General features: G+C 71.0%; 15 protein-coding genes and 3 pseudogenes. 12 read left to right on the forward strand and 6 right to left on the reverse strand.

The window, feature by feature from the left end; all coding sequences use genetic code 11:
• Positions 1-4: 4 nt before the first annotated feature.
• Positions 5-718, reverse strand: a complete 714-nt coding sequence (locus OG776_RS40945) for a universal stress protein (RefSeq protein WP_148008262.1) — start codon at positions 716-718, stop codon at positions 5-7.
• Between the two features lie 171 nt (positions 719-889).
• On the opposite strand from OG776_RS40945, the gene OG776_RS40950 reads away from it, so the two are divergent.
• From OG776_RS40950 to OG776_RS40965, 4 genes and pseudogenes are all read left to right on the forward strand, one after another.
• Complete coding sequence (locus OG776_RS40950; protein ID WP_329323595.1) at positions 890-3,583, forward strand: bifunctional acetate--CoA ligase family protein/GNAT family N-acetyltransferase; 2,694 nt, start codon at positions 890-892, stop codon at positions 3,581-3,583.
• Positions 3,584-3,595: 12 nt separating this feature from the next.
• Positions 3,596-4,327 (forward strand): CBS domain-containing protein, encoded by a 732-nt coding sequence (locus OG776_RS40955; RefSeq protein WP_329323596.1) that lies wholly within the window; start codon positions 3,596-3,598, stop codon positions 4,325-4,327.
• 28 nt (positions 4,328-4,355) lie between these two features.
• A pseudogene (locus OG776_RS40960) lies at positions 4,356-4,863 on the forward strand (flavodoxin domain-containing protein).
• Positions 4,864-5,103: 240 nt separating this feature from the next.
• Positions 5,104-6,873: a sensor histidine kinase gene (locus OG776_RS40965; RefSeq protein ID WP_187285540.1), complete on the forward strand. Its 1,770-nt coding sequence runs from the start codon at positions 5,104-5,106 to the stop codon at positions 6,871-6,873.
• Between the two features lie 100 nt (positions 6,874-6,973).
• On the opposite strand, the gene OG776_RS40970 is transcribed toward OG776_RS40965, so the two are convergent.
• From OG776_RS40970 to OG776_RS40980, 3 genes are all read right to left on the reverse strand, one after another.
• Positions 6,974-7,675 (reverse strand): response regulator, encoded by a 702-nt coding sequence (locus OG776_RS40970; RefSeq protein ID WP_148008259.1) that lies wholly within the window; start codon positions 7,673-7,675, stop codon positions 6,974-6,976.
• Positions 7,676-7,809: 134 nt separating this feature from the next.
• Positions 7,810-8,472, reverse strand: a complete 663-nt coding sequence (locus tag OG776_RS40975) for a CBS domain-containing protein (RefSeq protein WP_148008258.1) — start codon at positions 8,470-8,472, stop codon at positions 7,810-7,812.
• 28 nt (positions 8,473-8,500) lie between these two features.
• Positions 8,501-8,965: a cyclic nucleotide-binding domain-containing protein gene (locus tag OG776_RS40980; RefSeq protein ID WP_148008257.1), complete on the reverse strand. Its 465-nt coding sequence runs from the start codon at positions 8,963-8,965 to the stop codon at positions 8,501-8,503.
• A gap of 301 nt (positions 8,966-9,266) precedes the next feature.
• Here OG776_RS40980 and OG776_RS40985 point away from each other — a divergent pair, with 301 nt between their 5' ends.
• The 4 genes and pseudogenes from OG776_RS40985 to OG776_RS41000 all read left to right on the forward strand — a co-directional run bounded on the left by OG776_RS40985 (position 9,267) and on the right by OG776_RS41000 (position 14,117).
• On the forward strand, positions 9,267-10,175 hold the full coding sequence (locus tag OG776_RS40985) for a universal stress protein (RefSeq protein ID WP_148008256.1): 909 nt from the start codon (positions 9,267-9,269) through the stop codon (positions 10,173-10,175).
• A gap of 22 nt (positions 10,176-10,197) precedes the next feature.
• Positions 10,198-12,185, forward strand: a pseudogene (locus tag OG776_RS40990) (putative PEP-binding protein).
• 28 nt (positions 12,186-12,213) lie between these two features.
• Positions 12,214-13,032 (forward strand): universal stress protein, encoded by an 819-nt coding sequence (locus OG776_RS40995; RefSeq protein ID WP_329326621.1) that lies wholly within the window; start codon positions 12,214-12,216, stop codon positions 13,030-13,032.
• A 200-nt stretch (positions 13,033-13,232) separates the two neighbouring features.
• Entirely contained in the window at positions 13,233-14,117 is an 885-nt protein-coding gene (locus tag OG776_RS41000) for a universal stress protein (protein WP_148008255.1), read from the forward strand.
• A 70-nt stretch (positions 14,118-14,187) separates the two neighbouring features.
• Here OG776_RS41000 and OG776_RS41005 read toward each other — a convergent pair.
• Positions 14,188-14,385 (reverse strand): annotated as a pseudogene (locus tag OG776_RS41005) (DUF4389 domain-containing protein); the annotation flags it as partial.
• A 226-nt stretch (positions 14,386-14,611) separates the two neighbouring features.
• Complete coding sequence (locus OG776_RS41010; RefSeq protein ID WP_148008254.1) at positions 14,612-15,196, reverse strand: Rv1733c family protein; 585 nt, start codon at positions 15,194-15,196, stop codon at positions 14,612-14,614.
• Positions 15,197-15,618: 422 nt separating this feature from the next.
• Between OG776_RS41010 and OG776_RS41015 the strand changes: the two genes are divergently transcribed.
• The 4 genes from OG776_RS41015 (at position 15,619) to OG776_RS41030 (ending at position 18,911) form a co-directional block, all read left to right on the forward strand.
• Positions 15,619-16,689, forward strand: coding sequence for a zinc-dependent alcohol dehydrogenase family protein (locus OG776_RS41015; protein ID WP_148008253.1), 1,071 nt, complete (start codon positions 15,619-15,621; stop codon positions 16,687-16,689).
• Positions 16,690-16,708: 19 nt separating this feature from the next.
• Positions 16,709-17,182 carry a helix-turn-helix domain-containing protein gene (locus tag OG776_RS41020; RefSeq protein WP_148014744.1) on the forward strand — a complete coding sequence of 158 codons (474 nt, stop codon included), beginning with the start codon at positions 16,709-16,711 and terminating at the stop codon, positions 17,180-17,182.
• Positions 17,157-17,600, forward strand: coding sequence for a pyridoxamine 5'-phosphate oxidase family protein (locus OG776_RS41025; RefSeq protein WP_329323598.1), 444 nt, complete (start codon positions 17,157-17,159; stop codon positions 17,598-17,600). The genes OG776_RS41020 and OG776_RS41025 overlap by 26 nt, the downstream gene beginning before the upstream one ends.
• Before the next feature lie 516 nt (positions 17,601-18,116).
• Positions 18,117-18,911, forward strand: coding sequence for a hypothetical protein (locus tag OG776_RS41030; RefSeq protein ID WP_148014928.1), 795 nt, complete (start codon positions 18,117-18,119; stop codon positions 18,909-18,911).
• Positions 18,912-19,046: the final 135 nt, after the last annotated feature.

Here is a 19,046-nt window from a genome sequence, read left to right on the forward strand (position 1 = left end):
CGTGTCAGTCCGGAACCACAGCCACCGGGCAGGCGGTGTGCTCCAGCACGGCCCGCAGAGTGGGGCCGAGCGTCCGGCCCGGGCGGCCGACCACCAAGAGCTCCGCCGAGGCTGACGCCCGGACGAGGGCGGCCGATGGGATCTGGAGACGGACGTCTTCGTAGACGTCCACGTGCGGGTACTTCTCCCGCCACGGCCGCAGTGCGTCCGACAGCAGCTGCACCTCCTGGTCCTCCCACGCGCCCCGGTCCTCCTCCGGCAGCGCGTACGGCATCCACCGCTCGGCGAAGGGTGGCAGCCGCCAGGTATGGATGGCGTGCAGCCGGGCACCGCGGCGCCGGGCGGCGTCGAACGCGAAGTCCACGACAGGGCTCACCGGGTTGCGGGCGTCCAGGCTCAGAACCACCTGGACCGTACGCCACTCGCCGCCCACAGGGCCATGGCCGCCGGCTGGTACCAGGACCACGGGCAGGTCCGAGCGGGCCGCCACCTCATGGATGACGGAACCCACGGCCGGCACCGGGACGCCGTCCTCGCCGCGCAGCCCGAGAACAATGATCGAGGCCCGCGAAGCCAGCACCGCGGCGATCGCTCCGGCTCCCTCGATGCGCACGACCCGCAACGGCAGCCCGCGCAGCCGCGCGTCCCCCGCCGCCCATTCGGCCGCCGCCCTGCTGGGCGCGGATGCGTCGACCCCGACAACGATCGGCTCGGTCATGGCAGCAGTTCCCTCCACGCGTACGGGATTCCAAGGGTGTCCACCTTCCGCCGTGGCCCGTCCCACGAGACAGGGGCCGACCGACCCATGTGGAGCACCCGATCAGCCCCTGGGGCGGGGCCGCGCACCGCTGGATGCTCGAAGAGTCGAGAAGTTCCGAGGAGGTCCGAGATGACGGACGGCGAGCGCGATCGCCCCACCGTGCACGCTTTGCTCGCGGACGGCACCACCGTGTGCATACGGTCCGCACGGCCCGGCGACCACGAGCAGCTGCGAGGGCTCTACGAGGAGATGTCCCCGGAGAACCTCCGGTTGCGGTTCTTCGCCGCCAGCCGCCGCTCCGCCGACCTGGCCGCGGACCGGGCCGCGGCGCCGGCCCGCCCCGGGTACCGGGCGCTGCTCGCCGAGACGCACGGCCGGGTGATCGGCCTGGCCGAGTACGAGACCGTCGACGACCCCGAGACGGCCGAGATGTCGATCGCCGTGGCCGACGGGCTGCATCACCGGGGTGTCGGCACCCTCCTGGTGGAACACCTCGTCTCCGCCGCGCGTGCGGACGGCGTCACCACGTTCACCGCCGACGCGCTCAGCGAGAACCACGAGGTGCTGCGGCTCTTCACCGACCTGGGCCTGCGCGCCGGACGCCGGTTCGAGGGTCCCGAGGTGCGCTGCACCATCGCGCTCGACGAGGACGACACCTACCTCGCGGCCGTCGAGGCCCGTGGCCGGGCCGCCGACGTCGTCAGCCTGGAACCGCTGCTGCGACCCGAAGCGGTCGCCGTGGTCGGCGCCGGACGCAGGCCCGGATCGGTGGGGCGGGCTCTCCTGCACCATCTGCACGCGGGGGGCTTCACCCGACGGCTCTTCGCGGTGAACCCCCACGTCTCCTCGATTCTCGGCGTGCCCTCCTACTCGTCGGTCGGCGCGCTGCCCAAGGCCCCCGATCTCGCGGTCCTCGCGATACCGGCGGACGCCCTGCCCGCCATGGCCGAAGAGTGCGGCAAGGCCGGGGTACGGGCACTGCTCGTGGTGACGGCCGGACTCAGCCCCCTCCAGGCGGAAGCGCTCATGACCGCGTGCCGCACCTACGGCATGCGTCTCGTCGGCCCCAACTGCCTGGGCATCTCCAACACCGACCCGAAGATCCGCCTCGACGCCACCTTCGCGGCCGAACATCCCCGCCCCGGCACCGCGGGCATAGCCGTACAGTCGGGCGGCGTGGGCATCGCCCTGCTCGACGGGCTGTCCCGGCTCGGCATCGGCGTCTCGTCCTTCGTGTCGCTCGGCGACAAGTACGACGTCAGCGGCAACGACATGCTCCAGTGGTGGGAGAGCGACGGCCGCACCGACCTGGCCCTGCTGCACCTGGAGTCCTTCGGCAACCCGCGGGCCTTCTCCCGCACCGCCCGGCGCGTGACCCGCCGGATGCCCGTCCTGACGGTCGACGCGGGCCGTACCGAGGCCGGTCGCCGTGCCGCCGCCTCGCACACCGCGGCCGCCGCGACCCGGACCATGACCCGACAGGCACTGTTCGCCCAGGCAGGCATCACCGCAACCCGCTCGGTGGGCGAACTCCTCGAAACCGCCGCGCTGTTGCACGCCCAGCCGCTTCCGGCCGGGACCCGCGTGGCGATCGTCACCAACGCGGGCGGCGCGGGTGTCCTTGCGGCGGATGCCTGCGCCGAAGCAGGACTGTCCCTGGCCGCCCCCACTCCCGAGCTGATCGACGACCTGCTCGCCGTGCTGCCCGAAGGGGCGGCCGCGGGCAATCCCGTCGACGCCACGGCGGCCGTCACGGAGGACCAGCTCAGGGACTGTGTGGACCGGCTTCTGCGGTCCCCGGGCATCGACGCCGTGCTCATGGCCCTCGTCCCCACCGCGGTCGCCGTGGCGACCGGCGACGACCTCGTCCGAGCCCTCACCGACGGCCCCGGACGGCGGGAACGGCCCGCCGTCGTCGTACGCCTTGAGCAGGACCTGCCGGTCACGCTGCTGCCCGCGCGGGAGGGCGGCGCCGTCCCCTCGTACGCCGAACCGGTCGCGGCGGCCCGGGCCCTGGCGCACGCCGCCCGCCGCACGGCCTGGCTGCAGCGGCCCGCGGGCTCGATCCCCGAGCTCGTCGAGGTGGACCCGGCCCGGGCGCACGCGGTCGCAGAGACCTACCTCGCCACCCATCCGGACGGCGGCCGGCTCGACCCGCGCACCTGCGCCGAACTCCTCGCCTGCTACGGCATTCCGCAACTTCCGTGGGCCTGGGCCGAGACCGAGGACGACGCCGTCATCGCCGCCGAACGGCTCCGTGGTGCCGACGGCCGCGTGGTCATGAAGGCCCACTGGCCCGGCCTGGTCCACAAGACCGAACAGCACGCGATCCATCTCGACCTCGAGGGCGACGCCCAAGTACGCGCCGCCTTCCGGGACTTCGAGACCCGGTTCGCCGGACTCATGACCGGAGTCGTGGTCCAGCCGCTCGCCGCGCGCGGCACCGAACTGTTCGCGGGCGTGACGCAGGACGACGTCTTCGGCCCGCTGGTGCTGTTCGGGCTCGGCGGCACGGCGACCGAGGTGCTGGCCGACCACGCCGCCCGCCTCGCACCGCTGACCGACCACGACGTACACGACCTGATCACCGCGCCGCGCTGTGCGCCCCTGCTGCTGGGCACGCACGGCAGCCGGCCGGCTGATCTCCAAGGCCTCGAACAGCTTCTGCTGCGACTGTCCCGCATGGCGGGCGACCTGCCGCAGCTCGCCGAGGCCGACTTCAACCCCGTCCTGGCGACACCCGCCGAGGTCACCGTGCTCGACGCACGCGTCCGCCTGCTGCCGCGCCGCGCCCAGGACCCCTACCTGCGCCGACTGCGCTGAGGAGGAACAGAGATGAGGCAGGACAAGGTCGGATCGGTGATGGCCACGGAGGTCGTCACGGCCCGGTACGGCACACCCTTCAAGGAAGTGGCCCGGCTGCTCCATGAGCACCGCATCAGCGGACTGCCGGTGATCGACGAGGACGACAAGGTCCTCGGCGTGATCTCGGAGACCGACCTCATGGTCCGGCAGGCGGCCATTCCGGACCCCTACGAGACACCCCGCCGGTTCCGGTTCCCCGGGCTGACCCGCGGCGCCCGACGACAGGCCGCCAAGGGGCACGCACGCACGGCCGAACAGCTGATGTCGGTTCCACCGGTCACCGTGCACGCCGACGGCACCATCGCCGAAGCCGCCCGGACCATGGCGCGCAGCCGTGTGGAGCGGCTCCCGGTGGTGGACGACGAGGACCGAATGGTCGGCATCGTCACCCGCCGCGACCTGATCCAGGTCTTCCTGCAGCCGGACGACGTGATCCGCCGCGAGGTGATCGACGAGGTACTGGTCCGCGCGCTGTGGATGACTCCCTCGACCGTCGAGGTCGGTGTGCACGAGGGCGTCGTCACGCTCGTCGGCCATGTGGAGCGCCGGAGCGAGGCAGAGATCGCCGTCTCCATGACCGACCGGATCGACGGCGTGGTCGCGGTGCTCGACAAGCTCACCTACCGGATGGACGACTCGCACGTGCGACCGGACGAGCCGGCCCTGCAGGGTGTCACCGAGACATGGCTGCGCAAGCTGTGAAGCCCGCGGCGGGAAGAGGGGTACCGACGTGGTGAGCAAGGTGCTCGTCGCCTACGGGACGACGAACGGATCGACCGCGTGGATAGCCGAGACGATCGCCGAAGTCCTGCGGAAGAAAGGCCTGTCCACCGAGGCGGTGCCCGCGCGGTCGGTGAAGAACGTCGACTCGTACGACGCCGTCGTCGTGGGCGGCGGCCTGTATGGCGGGCGCTGGCACAAGGACGCCCGCCGCTTCGTCCGCCGGCACGGCCGTGCGCTCGCCGGACGCCCGCTGTGGTTGTTCAGCAGCGGTCCACTCGGCCTATCGGCCACGTAAAAGGACATCCCGCCTGTGCTCGGCGTGCGGCGGGTCGTGACCCGGCTGGATGCCCGTGAACACGTCACGTTCGGGGGCTGTCTGGAGGAGGGGGCCAAAGGATTCGTCGCCCGGAAGATCGTTTCCTCGGGGAAGGGGGGACTTCCGCGACCACGAGCGGATCGAGACGTGGGCGACACGCGTGGGTGCCGAGCTGTCGTCCGTGGCACATACGGGGTGAAGCAGCGGCAGCCCGTGCCGCGATGGAATGGGGTGCAACCGGAACCCTTCGTTGCACCCCCGTTCCGCTCCCGGAGCGCGGGGTGACCGGAAGCGGCCCCAGCGACGCCTGCCCCGCTGAACTTCCTTCAGGAGTCAGGTCATCGGGCAGTGCGCGGTGATGCCCAGGCCGCCCAAGCAGTACGGTGAGCGCAGGCGAACCGGTGCGCGGTCTTGATCGCTGAATCGGCTGGAGGAAGCGATGGGCGCGGAGGACGCGGGCTTGCGCGGGGAACCCGGGCAGCATCTGCCCAGGCTGCGGCTCGACGAGTTGTTGGGCGAGCTGCAGGTGCGTATCGACGCGGTGCGCGGTACCAGGGACCGTCTGCACAGCCTGCTGGAGGCCGTCCTGTCGGTGGGGCGGGAGCTCGATCTGCCGCAGGTGCTGCGCAGCATCGTGGAGGCCGCGGTGGTGCTCGTGGACGCCGAGTACGGGGCGCTCGGCGTGATCGGCGGCGACCGGAAACTGTCCGAGTTCCTGACCGTCGGGATCGACGAGGAGCGGCGGGCCCGGATCGGGGCGCTGCCCAGCGGGCACGGGCTCCTCGGTGAGCTGATCCGGCATCCGGTGCCGCTGCGGCTGCCGGAGCTCGCGCACCACCCGGAGTCGTACGGCTTCCCGGCCCATCATCCGCCGATGCACTCGTTCCTCGGGGTGCCGATCCGGGTGCGCGACGAGGTGTTCGGGAACCTGTACCTCACCGAGAAACGCAACGGCACGCAGTTCGACGCCGAGGACGAGTCGGTCCTGTCGACCCTCGCGGTCGCGGCCGGCGTCGCCATCGAGAACGCGCGGCTGTACGAGGAGACGCGGCTGCGGGAGCGGTGGCAGCGGGCCAGCGGGAAGGTCACCAGCATGCTCCTGACCGGTGCGTCGAGTGCGGACGTGCTGGAACTGATCATCGACGAGGCCCGGAAGATCGTCTCCGCCGACATGGGGATGATCGCGGAAGGCGTTCCGGGCGAGGAGGCGCTGCGTCCCGCGCTGGCCGTCGGGCTCGGCGCGGAGCAGCGCGGGGGCCTGGTGATGTCGACGCGGGACGGCTTCGTCGGAGCCGCGCTCAGCTCCGCGGAGCCCGTGGTCAGCACCGACATCGCACACGATGGGCGCGCGAGCGAGGGCGAAGCCCAGTGGGGCGGGCTCGGACCCGTCGTGGCTGTGCCGCTCGGCATCAACGGGAAGGCTCGGGGAGTGCTGCTGCTCGGGCGGGTCCAGGGCGGCGCACCCTTCGGCGACGCGGTTACCGGTCCGCTGCTCGGCTTCGCCGACCAGGCCGCCCTCGCCCTGGAACTGGCCGAACGGCGCCGGGACGCGGAACAGATCGCACTGCTCGAGGACCGTGACCGCATCGCCCGTGACCTGCACGACCTCGCCATCCAGAGACTCTTCGCGGCCGGGATGACCCTGCAGAGCGCACAGCGCTTCATGGAGCATCCCGAAGGCATGGAACGACTGACGCGCACCGTCGACGATCTCGACGAGACCATCAAGATCATCAGATCGACGATCTTCGGCTTGCGGACACACGGTGGGTCCGGCCGAGAGGGCAATGGTCTGCGCGGCCGGGTCTCCGAGGCCGTCACGGCGTCGACCACGTCGTTCGGGTTCCCGCCGGCGCTGCGGATCGAGGGGCTCGTGGAGACCGACGTCCCCGGCGACATCGCCGACCACGCCGTTGCGGTGCTCGGCGAGGCGCTGAGCAACGCGGCCCGGCACTCCGGGGCGCGAGCCGTGGACGTCCGGCTTCACTGCGCCGGGGGAGAGCTGACGCTCACCGTGACGGACGACGGCCGCGGGGTGCCAAGTGACGTACGGCGCAGCGGGTTGAAGAACATGGAGGAGCGGGCCACCGCACTCAGGGGCGCATTGACGCTCGGCGAGCGGCCCGAGGGCGGTGGCACGCGGCTGGTGTGGCGGGTACCGGTGGGCGCACCCAGCGCTGGGCCGGGACCCGGTCCGGCGAATGACTGAGACAGCCGGCGACCTGCCTGTGCGTACGGTGTCCGGCGGCTGCGGGTGACCAGGGCCGGTCGCGTGGGCCGGCACGCCCGTCACAGGGCACTCCCCGGGGTCAGCGACTCTTACGGTCGGCGGTGTCGGGGTTCTCCAGGTGGGTGGCCAGGACCGCCGCCTGGACGCGGCGCTGGACACCGAGTTTGGCCAGCAGCCGGGAGATGTGGTTCTTCACCGTCTTCTCGGACAGGTACAGCTTCTTGCCGATCTCCCGGTTGGTGAGCCCGTCCCCGATGAGCGCGAGGATGTCCCGCTCGCGGGGCGAGAGTGCGGCGAGTTCGGGAGCGACGGCCGGCTCCCCGGCCGGGTCGGCGCGCAGCGACCGCATCAGCCGGGCGGTCGTGGTCGGATCCAGCATCGACTGGCCCGAAGCCACGGTGCGGACTGCGGAGACCAGGTCGGAGCCCTTGATCTGTTTGAGCACGTATCCCGAGGCTCCGGCCATGATCGCGTCGAGCAGTGCTTCCTCGTCGTCGAAGGACGTCAGCATCAGACAGGCCAGTTCCGGCATCTGGCTGCGCAGCTCGCGGCAGACGCCGATCCCGTCGCCGTCCGGCAGGCGTACGTCGAGCACGGCGACGTGCGGACGCAGCGCCGGCCCCCGCACCAGTGCGTGTTCGACGCTGCCCGCGTCGCCGACCACCGAGATGTCCGGCTCGGCGTCCAGGAGATCGGTCAGGCCGCGGCGTACGACCTCGTGGTCGTCCAGCAGAAAGACCCGGATCGGGTTCTGTTCCGTGAAGGCACGCGCCTCGGCCATGAAGACCCCTAGTCGAGTTTCCGTAGTGGACTGCGGACCACCAGCTGGTTATGACGACGATCATCACCCTCCGGGCCCGAACACACTAGGGCCGACCGGCCCAATTCCCTCGCGGGCCTGGAATCGACCGCCGGTCACCGCACCTGCTGGGCCGACGGGCCCGTGAGCTCGAACTCGACGTCCACCACACCCTCAACGGCCCGCACCAGGCGCGCGGCCACGGGCACCAAGGAGGTGTCCCGGACGCGCCCGGCGAGGGTGACGATCCCGTCGTGGACGTTCACCCGCACCGGTGACAACGGCGCACGGAACAGATACGACACCACTTCGCGGCGGACCTCCTCGGCGATCTCCTCATCGTCGCGGAGGAATACCTTGAGGAGATCGCCGCGACTGACGACGCCCTCCAGCAGGCCCACGTCGTCGACGACGGGCAGCCGCTTGACCTTGGCGTGCGCCATGATCCGGGCGGCTTGCGCGAGGGTCGCGCCCGCCCGGACGGTGAGGGCCGGGGCCGTCATGAGTTCCTCCGCCGTCACGGCGCCGGCCTTGGCGAGATCAGAGAGCCGTCGCAGCTGCGTGTACCGGTCAGGATCGCTGTCGCGGAACTCCTCCTTGGGGAGGAGATCGGCCTCTGAGACCACACCGATCACCCGGCCCTCGCCCTCCAGGACGGGCAGGGCGCTGACCCTCCACTGCTCCATCATCTCCACGATCTCTTTGAAGTCGGCCCTGCGGCCGATGGAGGCGACGGTGTGGGTCATCACGTCGCTGACGATGTGCGGGGTACCGTGCACGGTGACTCCTCGGTGGATTCCGACGCGGTCAACGATCGACTCCGCTGCCGTAGGGCGCGTACAGGTCAAGGAGTCGTGTTCTGGCCGCACGCAGACGGCGTCCGACGGTGTTCCCCACCCACAGACCCACTGCCATGCCCAGGGCGGGATCGGCCTGGCACATGGCCTGTACCACGTCGGCGCTGAACTCGTAGGCGCGCACCGGGCTCGTGGCCTCGGCGCCCATATGCCAGGTGTGCGGTGCGTACAACCAGGACCAGCCCACGAGTTCGTTGTGGCCGAGAGTCTCGATGGTCGCGGCTCGGCGACCTGGCACACGCATGTCGAGGGCCACCGTGCCGCTACGGATGATCCAGAACCGGTCCGCGCGATGTCCCTCCTCGAACAGGCGGGTTCCCTGAGGGAAGGACACTTCCCGGGCGATCTCCATGAGCCGCTCGGCGCACTCGGCCGGCAACGCCCGCAGCATGCTGGAAGTGGGGGGAGCGTTCATGATCCTGGCCTCTTCCCGGAGCGCGAGACTGCTCTCTCCAACTTCTCTGTGAAGCCCCGTATTCACCATGGGCCGACCGGCCCCGAGGCCGGGCCGCACGGCACCGGGCCTGGACACGAGGCCGACACTTCCCCCCAGCGTGTGCGAAGGGCCGCCGTTCCGGGCGTGGAAGGGCGGACAGCACTTGGGCCGAAGGGCCCCTCGGGAGGGTCTGCACGGCCTCTGCACCCATGCCGGCCCTGAGACGAGGCTCGTCGGGAGAAGAGGAAATCCACGGGCATGCACGCTGGAGGTGCGGATCATGCTTCGACACGTCGCCGCGGGGATCGACGGTTCTCCCGAAAGCCTGGCCGCCGCTCACTGGGCGGCCCGGGAGGCTGTACGCCGAGGCACGGCGCTGCGCCTTGTGCACGCCTGGAAGTGGCAGCCGCGCCCAACCGCGTCCGTACCGGCGGACCTGCCGCAGAGGGCCTGGGCCGAGGAGACGCTGTCACGAGTGTCGGACACGGTACACGCCGGCCACAGCGACCTGCTGATCATCGACGACGTGCTGGAGGACACGCCGGTCACGGCTCTTCTGGCCGCGGCCGGGCAGGCCGACCTGCTGGTTCTCGGTTCCCCTGGGATCAGCGGAGCAGCCGGGTTCCTGACCGGATCGGTGTCACAGCGGGTGGTCGCCAGGTCGATGCGCACCGTGGTGCTGGTGCGGGCGGGACGGAGCGGCACCGACGAGCACTTGTGCGCGACGGACGGGATATCCCCGGAGGAGATACCCGAGACCCCGTACCGCGACGTCGTGCTGGGCCTCGACACCGAGCAGCCGTGCGACGAATTGATCGAGTTCGCCTTCGACGCCGCCCGGCGCCGTGCGGCCCCGCTCCGCGTGATCCACGCCTTCGGCGGCCCGTCCGCCTACGCCGCGGCCGGCCGGCTCACTCCCGTTGACGGCCCGCGACTACTCGCTGAACAGGAGCGCTTCGTGGTCGGGACGCTGCGTCCCTGGTGCGAGAAGTTCCCTGAGGTCGCCGTGACCGGGACCGTCGCGAGAGGGAGGGCTGCCAGTTCGCTGATCCGGGCTTCGGCCGACGCGGGTCTCGTGGTCGTGGGACGGCGGATGCGGGAAGCCAGGTTCGGCACCCACATCGGATCCGTCGCGCACGCTGTGCTGCATCACGCCCCCGGTCCCGTCGCCGTCGTCCCGCACGTCTGAGCAGCACCGGAGGACGAGAGAGATGACCCGGTACGTGTACGGGTGTGCCGAGGGCGGCCGTGACATGGCGGACCTGCTCGGCGGCAAGGGAGCCAACCTCGCGGAGATGACCCGGCTGGGACTGCCGGTACCGCCCGGCTCCACCGTCACCACCGACGCCTGCCGGGAACACCTCGCCACGGGCAAGGAGCCGGCGGCGCTGGCCGCTCGGGTCGCGGCAGCAAACGGCGAGTTGGAACGTGGCGCCGGTCGTGGACTCGGTGGGCGGGAAAACCCGCTGTTGCTGTCCGTGCGTTCGGGCGGCGAGTTCTCCATGCCCGGCATGATGGAGACGATCCTCGACGTCGGTCTCGATGACGCGTCCGTCCTCGGGCTCGCCGAGGCCACAGGCTGCGAGCAGTTCGCACGGGACTCCTACCGCCGCCTCCTGCAGATGTACGGCCGCACGGTCCTCGATATCGACCCGGCACTGTTCGACCGGCGCGGGACCACCGGCGACCCCGCCGGGCCCGTCGAGGACTTCACAACGATGATCCGGAACGCGACGGGCGAGGAGTTCCCGCAGGACCCGGGCGAGCAACTGCACCGGGCGATCCATGCGGTCTTCCGCTCCTGGAACAGCGAACGAGCCCGCCTGCACCGCCGTTGCCAACACATCCCCGACGACCTGGTGGCAAGACCGGTCACGCAGCGGTCGTGGCGCGCGGTATGGGCAAGGTGTGCGTGTGCGCTGCCGAGGAACTGACGGTGGACGCGGAGACACGGACGCTCACCGCACCCGACCGGACCGTGCTCGCCGAAGGCACGGTGATCTCCGTGGACGGCACGGCGGGCACGGTCCACCTCGGCGCTCTGCCGCTCACCGACTCGCCGGTGAGCCACTTCCTGGACACCGGGGAACACGACGGAGCGCTGACCGCAGCTGTGGCCCGTACCCTCGAACACCCCGACAGCCTGCGGCGCTTGGGGGTGCGTGCCAACGACGACAGCCCGAAGGACGCGGCACGTGCCCGCCGCTCCGGAGCCGAATGCATCGGACCGTGCCGCACCGAGCACATGTTCCTCGGCGAGCGGCGGAGCCTGGTCGAGGCGATGATCCTCGCCGAGGACGAGGCAGGGCGCCGCACCGCGCTGGACGCGCTGCTGCCGCTGCAACGGGCGGACTTCGTCGGCATCCTGGCAGCTATGGACGGGCTGCCGGTGACGATCCGGCTGGTCGATCCACCGCTGCACGCGTTCCTGCCCGACCGCACCGAACTCGCCGTCCGCGTCGCCACCCGACCCACCGCGCACGACCGGCGTCTGCCGGCCGCTGTGGAGCGCATGCACGAGAGCAACCCGATGCCGGGGCTGCGCGGCGTGCGCCTGGGACTGGTCGTCCCGGGACTGGTCGAGATGCAGGTACGGGCGATCGCCGAGGCCGCCGTGGAACGCCGGCGGGCCGGGGGAGATCCACGGGCCGAGATCATGGTTCCGCTGGTGGGGACGGTCGAAGAACTCAGGATCGTGCGGGCGACGGCGGAGCGTGTGCTCGCCCAGGTGTCGGACGCCGCCGGGCACCCCGTCGGCTGCCCCCTCGGCACGATGATCGAACTGCCCCGTGCCGCCCTGACCGCGGGGCGGATCGCCGAAGCCGCCGACTTCTTCTCCCTCGGCACCAACGACCTGACGCAGACCACGTGGGGACGGTCCCGCGACGACGCCGAGGCATCCTTCTTCCCTGCGTATCTCGACCGGGGGATCATCGCCACCTCGCCTTTCGAGACCCTCGACCGGGACGGCGTCGGCCGTCTGGTCCGGATCGCCGTCGAAGAGGGCCGTGCGACCAGCCCCGCCCTGAAGACCGGCGTCTGCGGCGAACACGGTGGGGACCCGGACTCCATCCACTTCTTCCACGACACCGGCATCGACTACGTCTCCTGCTCGTCGTTCCGCGTCCCGTCGGCCCGCCTCGAAGCGGGGCGAGCTGCACTCGAGAACCGGGCCGACGGCACGACAGCCGCCACCTAGACAGCATCGACCAAGGGGAGGGAACGACATGACCACCCGTCATGTGATCGTCGGAGTGGACGGCTCGCTCATCGCCGTACGAGCGCTGGACCGGGCCGCCGAGGAAGCGCTGCTGCGCGGCGCCCCGCTGGACATCGTGTACGCCGTGTCCGACCCCGACGAAGCCGGTCCGGTCCTGGCGTCCGCGGCAGCGCGGGTGCGCGAGCGGCACCCAGGACTACCCGTCACGGCCTCGGCCTTCCAGGGCGGACCGGTCCAGGCGCTGGCCCGGCACGGCCAAGATGCGGCGCTCACCGTCATCGGCACACGGGGCCTCGGCGGTCTCGCGGGCTTATTGTTCGGCTCGGTGAGCCTGCGGCTGGCCGCGCGTACGCGAGGTCCACTGCTCGTCGTACGGGGGAACTACAGGGCAGCCGGCCGTAGCGAGGTGCTGCTCGGCCTGGAGGACGAGGCCGACATGGATGCCGCGGCTTTCGCCTTCGCCGAGGCGCAGCGTCGCGGGCTCCGGCTGCGTGTGGTGCACGCCGGTCCCCGGTACCGCCCGGCGCCCTCCCTTCCTGCACCGGTTACCGCGGATCGGGTCCGCGACGGTGCGGGCCCACAGGCACAGACCGAACCGTCTCCACCGTGCCGTGCTGTGACCGGGTCACGGGAGCAGTGTCCCGGGGTGGCGGTGCAGGCCCGCACGGTCGGCTCCAACCGGATGCGTGCACTGCTGGAGGCGACGCGTGATGCCGCCGTCGTGGTGGTCGGTTCTGGCAGCCACTCGCACCGCATCGGCCCATGGCCGGGGCCCCTCGCCGCCTTCCTGCTGCATCACTCCCACTGTCCGGTCACGGTGGTCTGAACGAGCCTCGGAGAACGATGTCCGGGTCGTTCGGTCCCGCGTGCACAGGGAGGGCCGGCGCGCCGCTACTGGCGCTGCCCGTGCGTCCATGGACGAGTGACGCGGGGACCGGTCGGTCCCTGACCGTGGGACCAGCGGCCCCTCCTGACACAGTCGTGGCACGCGGAGACTGAGAGGCGTCCCCCTGAGGAGGTCCGCACATGTCCCGCGACGTCACCGTCGGCCTGGACGGCTCGCCCGAAAGCACCGCAGCCGCCGACTGGGCCGCCGACGAGGCGCTGCTGCGCGCCGCGCCCCTGCGCCTCGTGCATGCCTGGCTGTGGCAGCAGCCCTATGCGTACTTGCCTCGGGCGGGTGCTGCTGTGCCGCCCGTGGACGATCAGCAGGAAGAGTGGGGCCCGCGCCTGCTGCGGCAGACCGCGGCACGGATCGCCGAACGCCACCCCGGTCTGCGCGTCAGTGCCGACCTGATCGCGGAGCCGCCCGTCACGGGCCTCCTGGCCGCCGCTGAGGACACCGATCTCCTGGTGCTCGGATCCCGGGGCCTGGGCGGCGTGAGGGGATTTCTGGTCGGCTCGGTCGCACTCGCCGTGGTGGCCCGTGCCAAGGCTCCGCTCGCCCTCGTACGAGCCGGCGAGCGTGCCGGGGAACAGTCCCCGACGGGCGATATCGTGCTCGGGCTCGACCTGGAGCATCCGGACGCCACCGTGATCGGGTTCGCGTTCGACGCAGCTGCCCGCCGAGGGGCAGGCCTTCGCGTCGTCCACGGTGGGAGCCTGCCGCCCTATGACGGATACGGTGGCGCCCTGGACGCCGGACTCGACTTCGAGTTTGATGCGCCCGCGCAGCGTGAGCTGGCCGAGGTGCTGCGGCCGTGGCAGGAGAAGTTCCCCGGCGTCGAAACACACGGGCAGGTGGTCGTCGGCAGCGCGGCGCCTCACCTGGTGGAAGCCTCGCGGGACGCGGCCCTGGTCGTCGTCGGGCGCCGCAGGCGTCGTTCACCCGCGGGCCTGCACGTGGGACCGGTCACGCAGCCGGTCCTGCACCATGCCATGGCCCCGGTCGTGGTGGTCCCGCACGACTGACCAGCCACCTGACGCGCGGCAAGCGCACGGGCCCGGCACCAAGGTTCCGGGCCCGTGGGCTTTGTGGGGTTGGACAGCGCTCGGTGAACAGGATGGCGAAGAACGCGATCACGCTCACCACGGGGAACGTGATCCACAGGAAGAACAGGAGCACGTATTGGGGGACGGCGAGGGTCCACTTCGCCAGCCACAGCCACCGGGACAGCGGATCGTCCAGACGTGCGTTCACCCGGACCGGGTTGTCCGGGACCTTCACCAGGCTCGACATGGTGCCTCTCCTTCAGTCCGGCGTGCGAGGCGCCGAGTTGGTCTCATGGGCCGGCGTGGCCGCCCGCGCCCCCTGCGAGCGCTGTTTGGGCCCGGCGGGACGCCGGTCGGCCCAGAGCCTCGGCACAGTCCGCGACGGCTCATGTGACGGCGGGGCGACCAGGAACGGTCGCCCCGCCGTCGGATGTCCTCCGCCCGTGGGCCGGATCCCCCTGCCGGTTTCCGCGTCAGTTGGTCCTGCGCCGCCACTGCGGTCCGAGCTGCTCCCACTCGCGGCCCCATCGGTCGTGGAGCCGCTGATCGAACCGCCATCGGACGACGCGTCCGGCGGCGAGAGCCAGGCTGGCGAAGGCGAGCGCGGCTGCGGCTCCGAACACGTCCGCCTCCACAGCGGCCGTCGAGGCGGAGGTCGGTTCGGTGGTGAGCCGCCCGCTGCCGTTCAGCCAGACCACAACTTCCGATCCGGCTCGCTGCCCGGGATCCAGCAAGGCCTGGCCGGTACGTGTGGCGCCGTCCTTCGCCGTCCAGCGGACGGTGGCCCGGACCTGGTCGTAGGGCGTGCCCGCTCCCCTGGTCACGGTCGGAGCCGTGCTCTCGGCGAGAACGGCCTGGACCGGGTGCCGCTCGCGGCGAAGCTGCGCGAAGGACTCGTCGGCGGCGTGGGCCGTCAGCACGCCGATCACGGTGCCGCCGGTCGCGATGACCATCCAGACCGCCAGCACGATCCAGGCCCCGACGACGTCCTCGTGTCGTCGCAGAGGATTGGTCCGCCACCGCCACAGCAGTCGACTCACACGCTTGGTCCCGCGCATCGGACCGCACCTCCTTGTCGTCCCGTCACAGACAGGACGGTGGCAGCGGGGACTGCATGGCGGGCAGGGGCCGTCCAGGCGGTATCACGGGCCGTCCGGGCCCCAGCGAGGTCCGGCGGTCGGCCCGTTCGGCCCTCGTACGCGAAGTGCGGCGCCACCGTCCACGTACGCGAGACCGTCAGCCGACCCGTACCGCCCGCCCGGTCCCCCGATGGGGACCGACCGGCCCAAGCGGACAGCAGCTGTCACGCTCAGGCTGGACATACAAGTTCAATCCACGCGTGGGGCGATCGCCGAAGGGCTTTCCACCCGTGTCGGAGCCGACACGGCAGGACACGGGCCACGGTAGTCGCAGGCAGCGGTGAAGCTCCATGCCGTCCTCCTCCACGACCGGCGAGGGCCGAGCACAGAGAAGGGGTGTCATGAGAGCACTTGTGTTCCATGGTTCGGGAAAGTCCGCGTGGGAGGATGTCGCGGATCCCGCAATCCAGAACGCCACCGATGCGATCGTCCGCGTCGACGCGGTCACCATCTGCGGGACTGACCTGCACATCCTCAAGGGTGACGTACCGGAGGTCCGTCCCGGCACGGTGCTCGGACACGAGGCTGTCGGAGAGATCGTGGAGGTGGGCACCGACGTCAGCACGGTCCGCCCCGGTGACCGGGTGCTGGTGTCGTGCATCACGGCGTGCGGCCGCTGCCGCTTCTGCCGGGAGGGAATGTACGGACAGTGCCGCGCGGACGGCGGCTGGATCCTCGGCCACCTGATCAATGGCACGCAGGCCGAGTACGTCCGTGTACCGCACGCGGACCTGTCCACCCATCCGCTGCCCGGCGCGGTGGACAGCAGGGACGCCGTGCTGCTGGCCGACATCTTGCCCACCGCTTACGAGGTGGGTGTGCTGAACGGGCGGGTACGGCCCGCGGACACCGTGGTCGTGGTCGGAGCGGGACCCATCGGGCTCGCTGCTGTCACCACGGCACGGCTCTTCACCCCCGAGAAGATCATTGCCGTGGACCTGGCCCCAGCACGGCTGGACGCCGCCAAGCACCTCGGCGCTGACGCCGTGGCCGTCGCGGGGGAGGAAGCCGAGCAGCTGGTCGCCGACCTCACCGAAGGGCTGGGGGCGGATGTCGTCATCGAGGCGGTGGGGGTGCCGGCGAGTTTCGAAGGATGTACACGGATGGTGCGGCCCGGTGGGCACGTGGCCAACGTCGGCGTGCACGGCAAGCCCGCGACACTTCACCTCGAAGACCTGTGGGCCAAGAACGTGACCATCACCACCGGACTCGTGGACACGTACTCCACGCCCACCCTGCTGCGCATGATGGCCGCGGGGCACCTGCCCACGTCGTCCCTGGTGACCCATACCTTCCCGTTGGAGGCGATGGAGGAGGCCTATGACGTCTTCTCGGGGGCCGCGGACACCGGCGCCCTGAAGATCGTCCTCGGCGGGCCGCAGCACGACGCCCTGACGGTCACGACATCCTGAGACGAGGAAGTGAACGGCCATGCCGGAACAGACATCGACGCCCGCGTCGTCCGCCACCGTGGACCACGCGTCGGGCGACATCGGGCACCGTATCGCCCGACGACGCGAGGAACTCGGCCTGACCCAGGAAGAGACCGCCTCCCGCGCGGGTACTGCTCCCGGATACATCAGGTACCTGGAGGAACAGTGCACCGCCATGCCAGGCATGAGCGTACTCATCCGCCTCGCCGACGTCCTCGAGACCAGTGTGGCGGCCCTGCGTGGCGGTGAAGCCGACCTGACACCAGGGATCGGCAAGGCCGCTGCGTCGATCCGGCCGCCGTCACCGGGCGTCGGATCGCCGTGCCCTGAGTGTCGGTACCGGCGGCCGCCGCTCCGTCGTCCGGCGGGGACCGGTCGGCCCCGCGGCGTGCCGTTCCACAGGCGGCAACGCATGCCACCGCACGCCTTGAGAGTTGGACCCCGCGATGAATCCCCACGACGGCTTCCGTGAACTCGACCGCGAGGAGTGCCTGCGTCTGTTGTCGCGGGTCCCGATAGGCCGCGTCGTCCACACGCGCCATGCCCTGCCCGCCGTTCTGCCGGTCAACTTCAGCCTGGACACCGATTCCGCTGTGGTGATGCGGACTTCGGCCGACTCGGAACTGGTCGCCGCGATCGACGGTGCGGTGATCGCTTTCGAAGCGGACGAGGTGGATGCGGCAGCCCGTTCCGGCTGGAGCGTCGTGGTCACCGGACGCGCCGCGATGGTGACTGATCCAGCCGAGCATGGCCGGCTCACCCGTACCGGGCCGCGCTCCTGGGTGGCCTCGCCCGAGGAGGTGTTCATCCGGGTCGAGCCCGAACTGGTGACCGGCCGTCAGCTCGTAGGGGGCCGCTCCGTCCACGGGCTGGGGCTGTCCTCGTCCTGATCATCGCTTCGGCACGCGAACGGCTCCGTGGTCCCCCCGGGCTATCCGGGGGGACCACGGAGCCGAGCCGTCCGGGACGCTGCCGAACGGGACCCATGGCCCCGGCGGGGGACACGTGGCCACCGACTGCGACGGCGTCCGCCGAGCAGGATCGTTCGCGGATCGCGTCCTTCGCAGCCTGTCCACGGTGGTCCGCGCAAGGAGCGCAACTATGCCCCGTACGCCAAGACGGGCACCGAACTTGTGGCCCTGAAGGACCGCGCGTTCGACGAGCTCGCGGCCCGAGATGCCCGACGGGAAGGTGCCGGCCCAGGTCGGTGGGAGGGTGCGGGCCGTCCGGTTGGGCTGGACCGAGGGTCGGCACGTACTGCTCAGGCATCACGTGTTCGATTCCATCCCGGCGACGGCGCGTGCCCGCACGCTACGCGTGCCCGACGCCGAGTGCCGGGTCCTGGGGCAACATCCGAGGTCATGGCCGTACTATCCCCTTTCACAGATGTGATCAAGGGGTGGGCAGTGAAGAACGTCGTCATACGAAGATGGTCCGTCGGCGCCGCAAGCGTGGTCCTGGGCCTCGGAGCGGTCGGCTGCGGTGGCCAGAAAGGTGGGGATTCCACCGCAGGCCATGCGCCGGGCGCGGAGAACGCCGCACGAACGGCTTCCGCCGGGACGCCGACACCGCAAAGTCCGGCACGGCGCCCGCTGACGCAGGATCAGCTCGAACGGGCGGTGGTCGACAAGCGGGACTTGCCGGGGTGGACCATCTCCAGGCTGGGCGCCGGCACGGACGGCTTCGGCGATGGCACCGTCAGTGCCCTGCGCGAGGAGGGCACGCATCCGGCGTCCTGCGCGCCGGTCGGATCAGCCTTGTCGGGGGCCAGCAAGTACACCCCGCTCGGCAGTGTGACGCGCATGGTCCAGAACGAGGGCGTCATATCCACCATGCACCTCGTGTCCTATCGTGCGGCCGACGCCGTGCGGGTGATGGACGAATTGCGGTCGGCCCTGGCGACGTGCACCAGCTACACGATGACGTTTCCGGCGGATACGACCTTCGAGAAGTTGGCGCCCACCGGTGATCCTCACCAGGGCGAGGAGGGTGTCTCCTTCCGGCTCGACGTCGTGGATCGCTCTCCCGGCGGGGACAGCGATCCCTACCGGAGGCTCCAGAGTTACCAGGTCATCCGCTCCGGTTCCACCGTGGCGGTCTTTGATGCGGTCGATGTGGATGTCTACAGGCTCAAGAAGATTCCCGCCGCCCTCGTCACCGCCCAGATGAAGGTCCTGGAAACCGGCGGCCATCAGCGGTAGCGCCTGGCCTCCCGCGTGCGCCGGTTTCCGTGGTTGACGACTGAAGTCCCCGTACGCGCAGCTGGTTATCGGACCTTGGCCCGCCGAGAGCATGCAGGGGACGGCCTGGGAGCGTCAACCGGCTCTGAACACCGT

The sequence above is a fragment of the Streptomyces sp. NBC_01689 genome, assembly GCF_036250675.1.
Classification (GTDB): Bacteria; Actinomycetota; Actinomycetes; order Streptomycetales; family Streptomycetaceae; genus Streptomyces.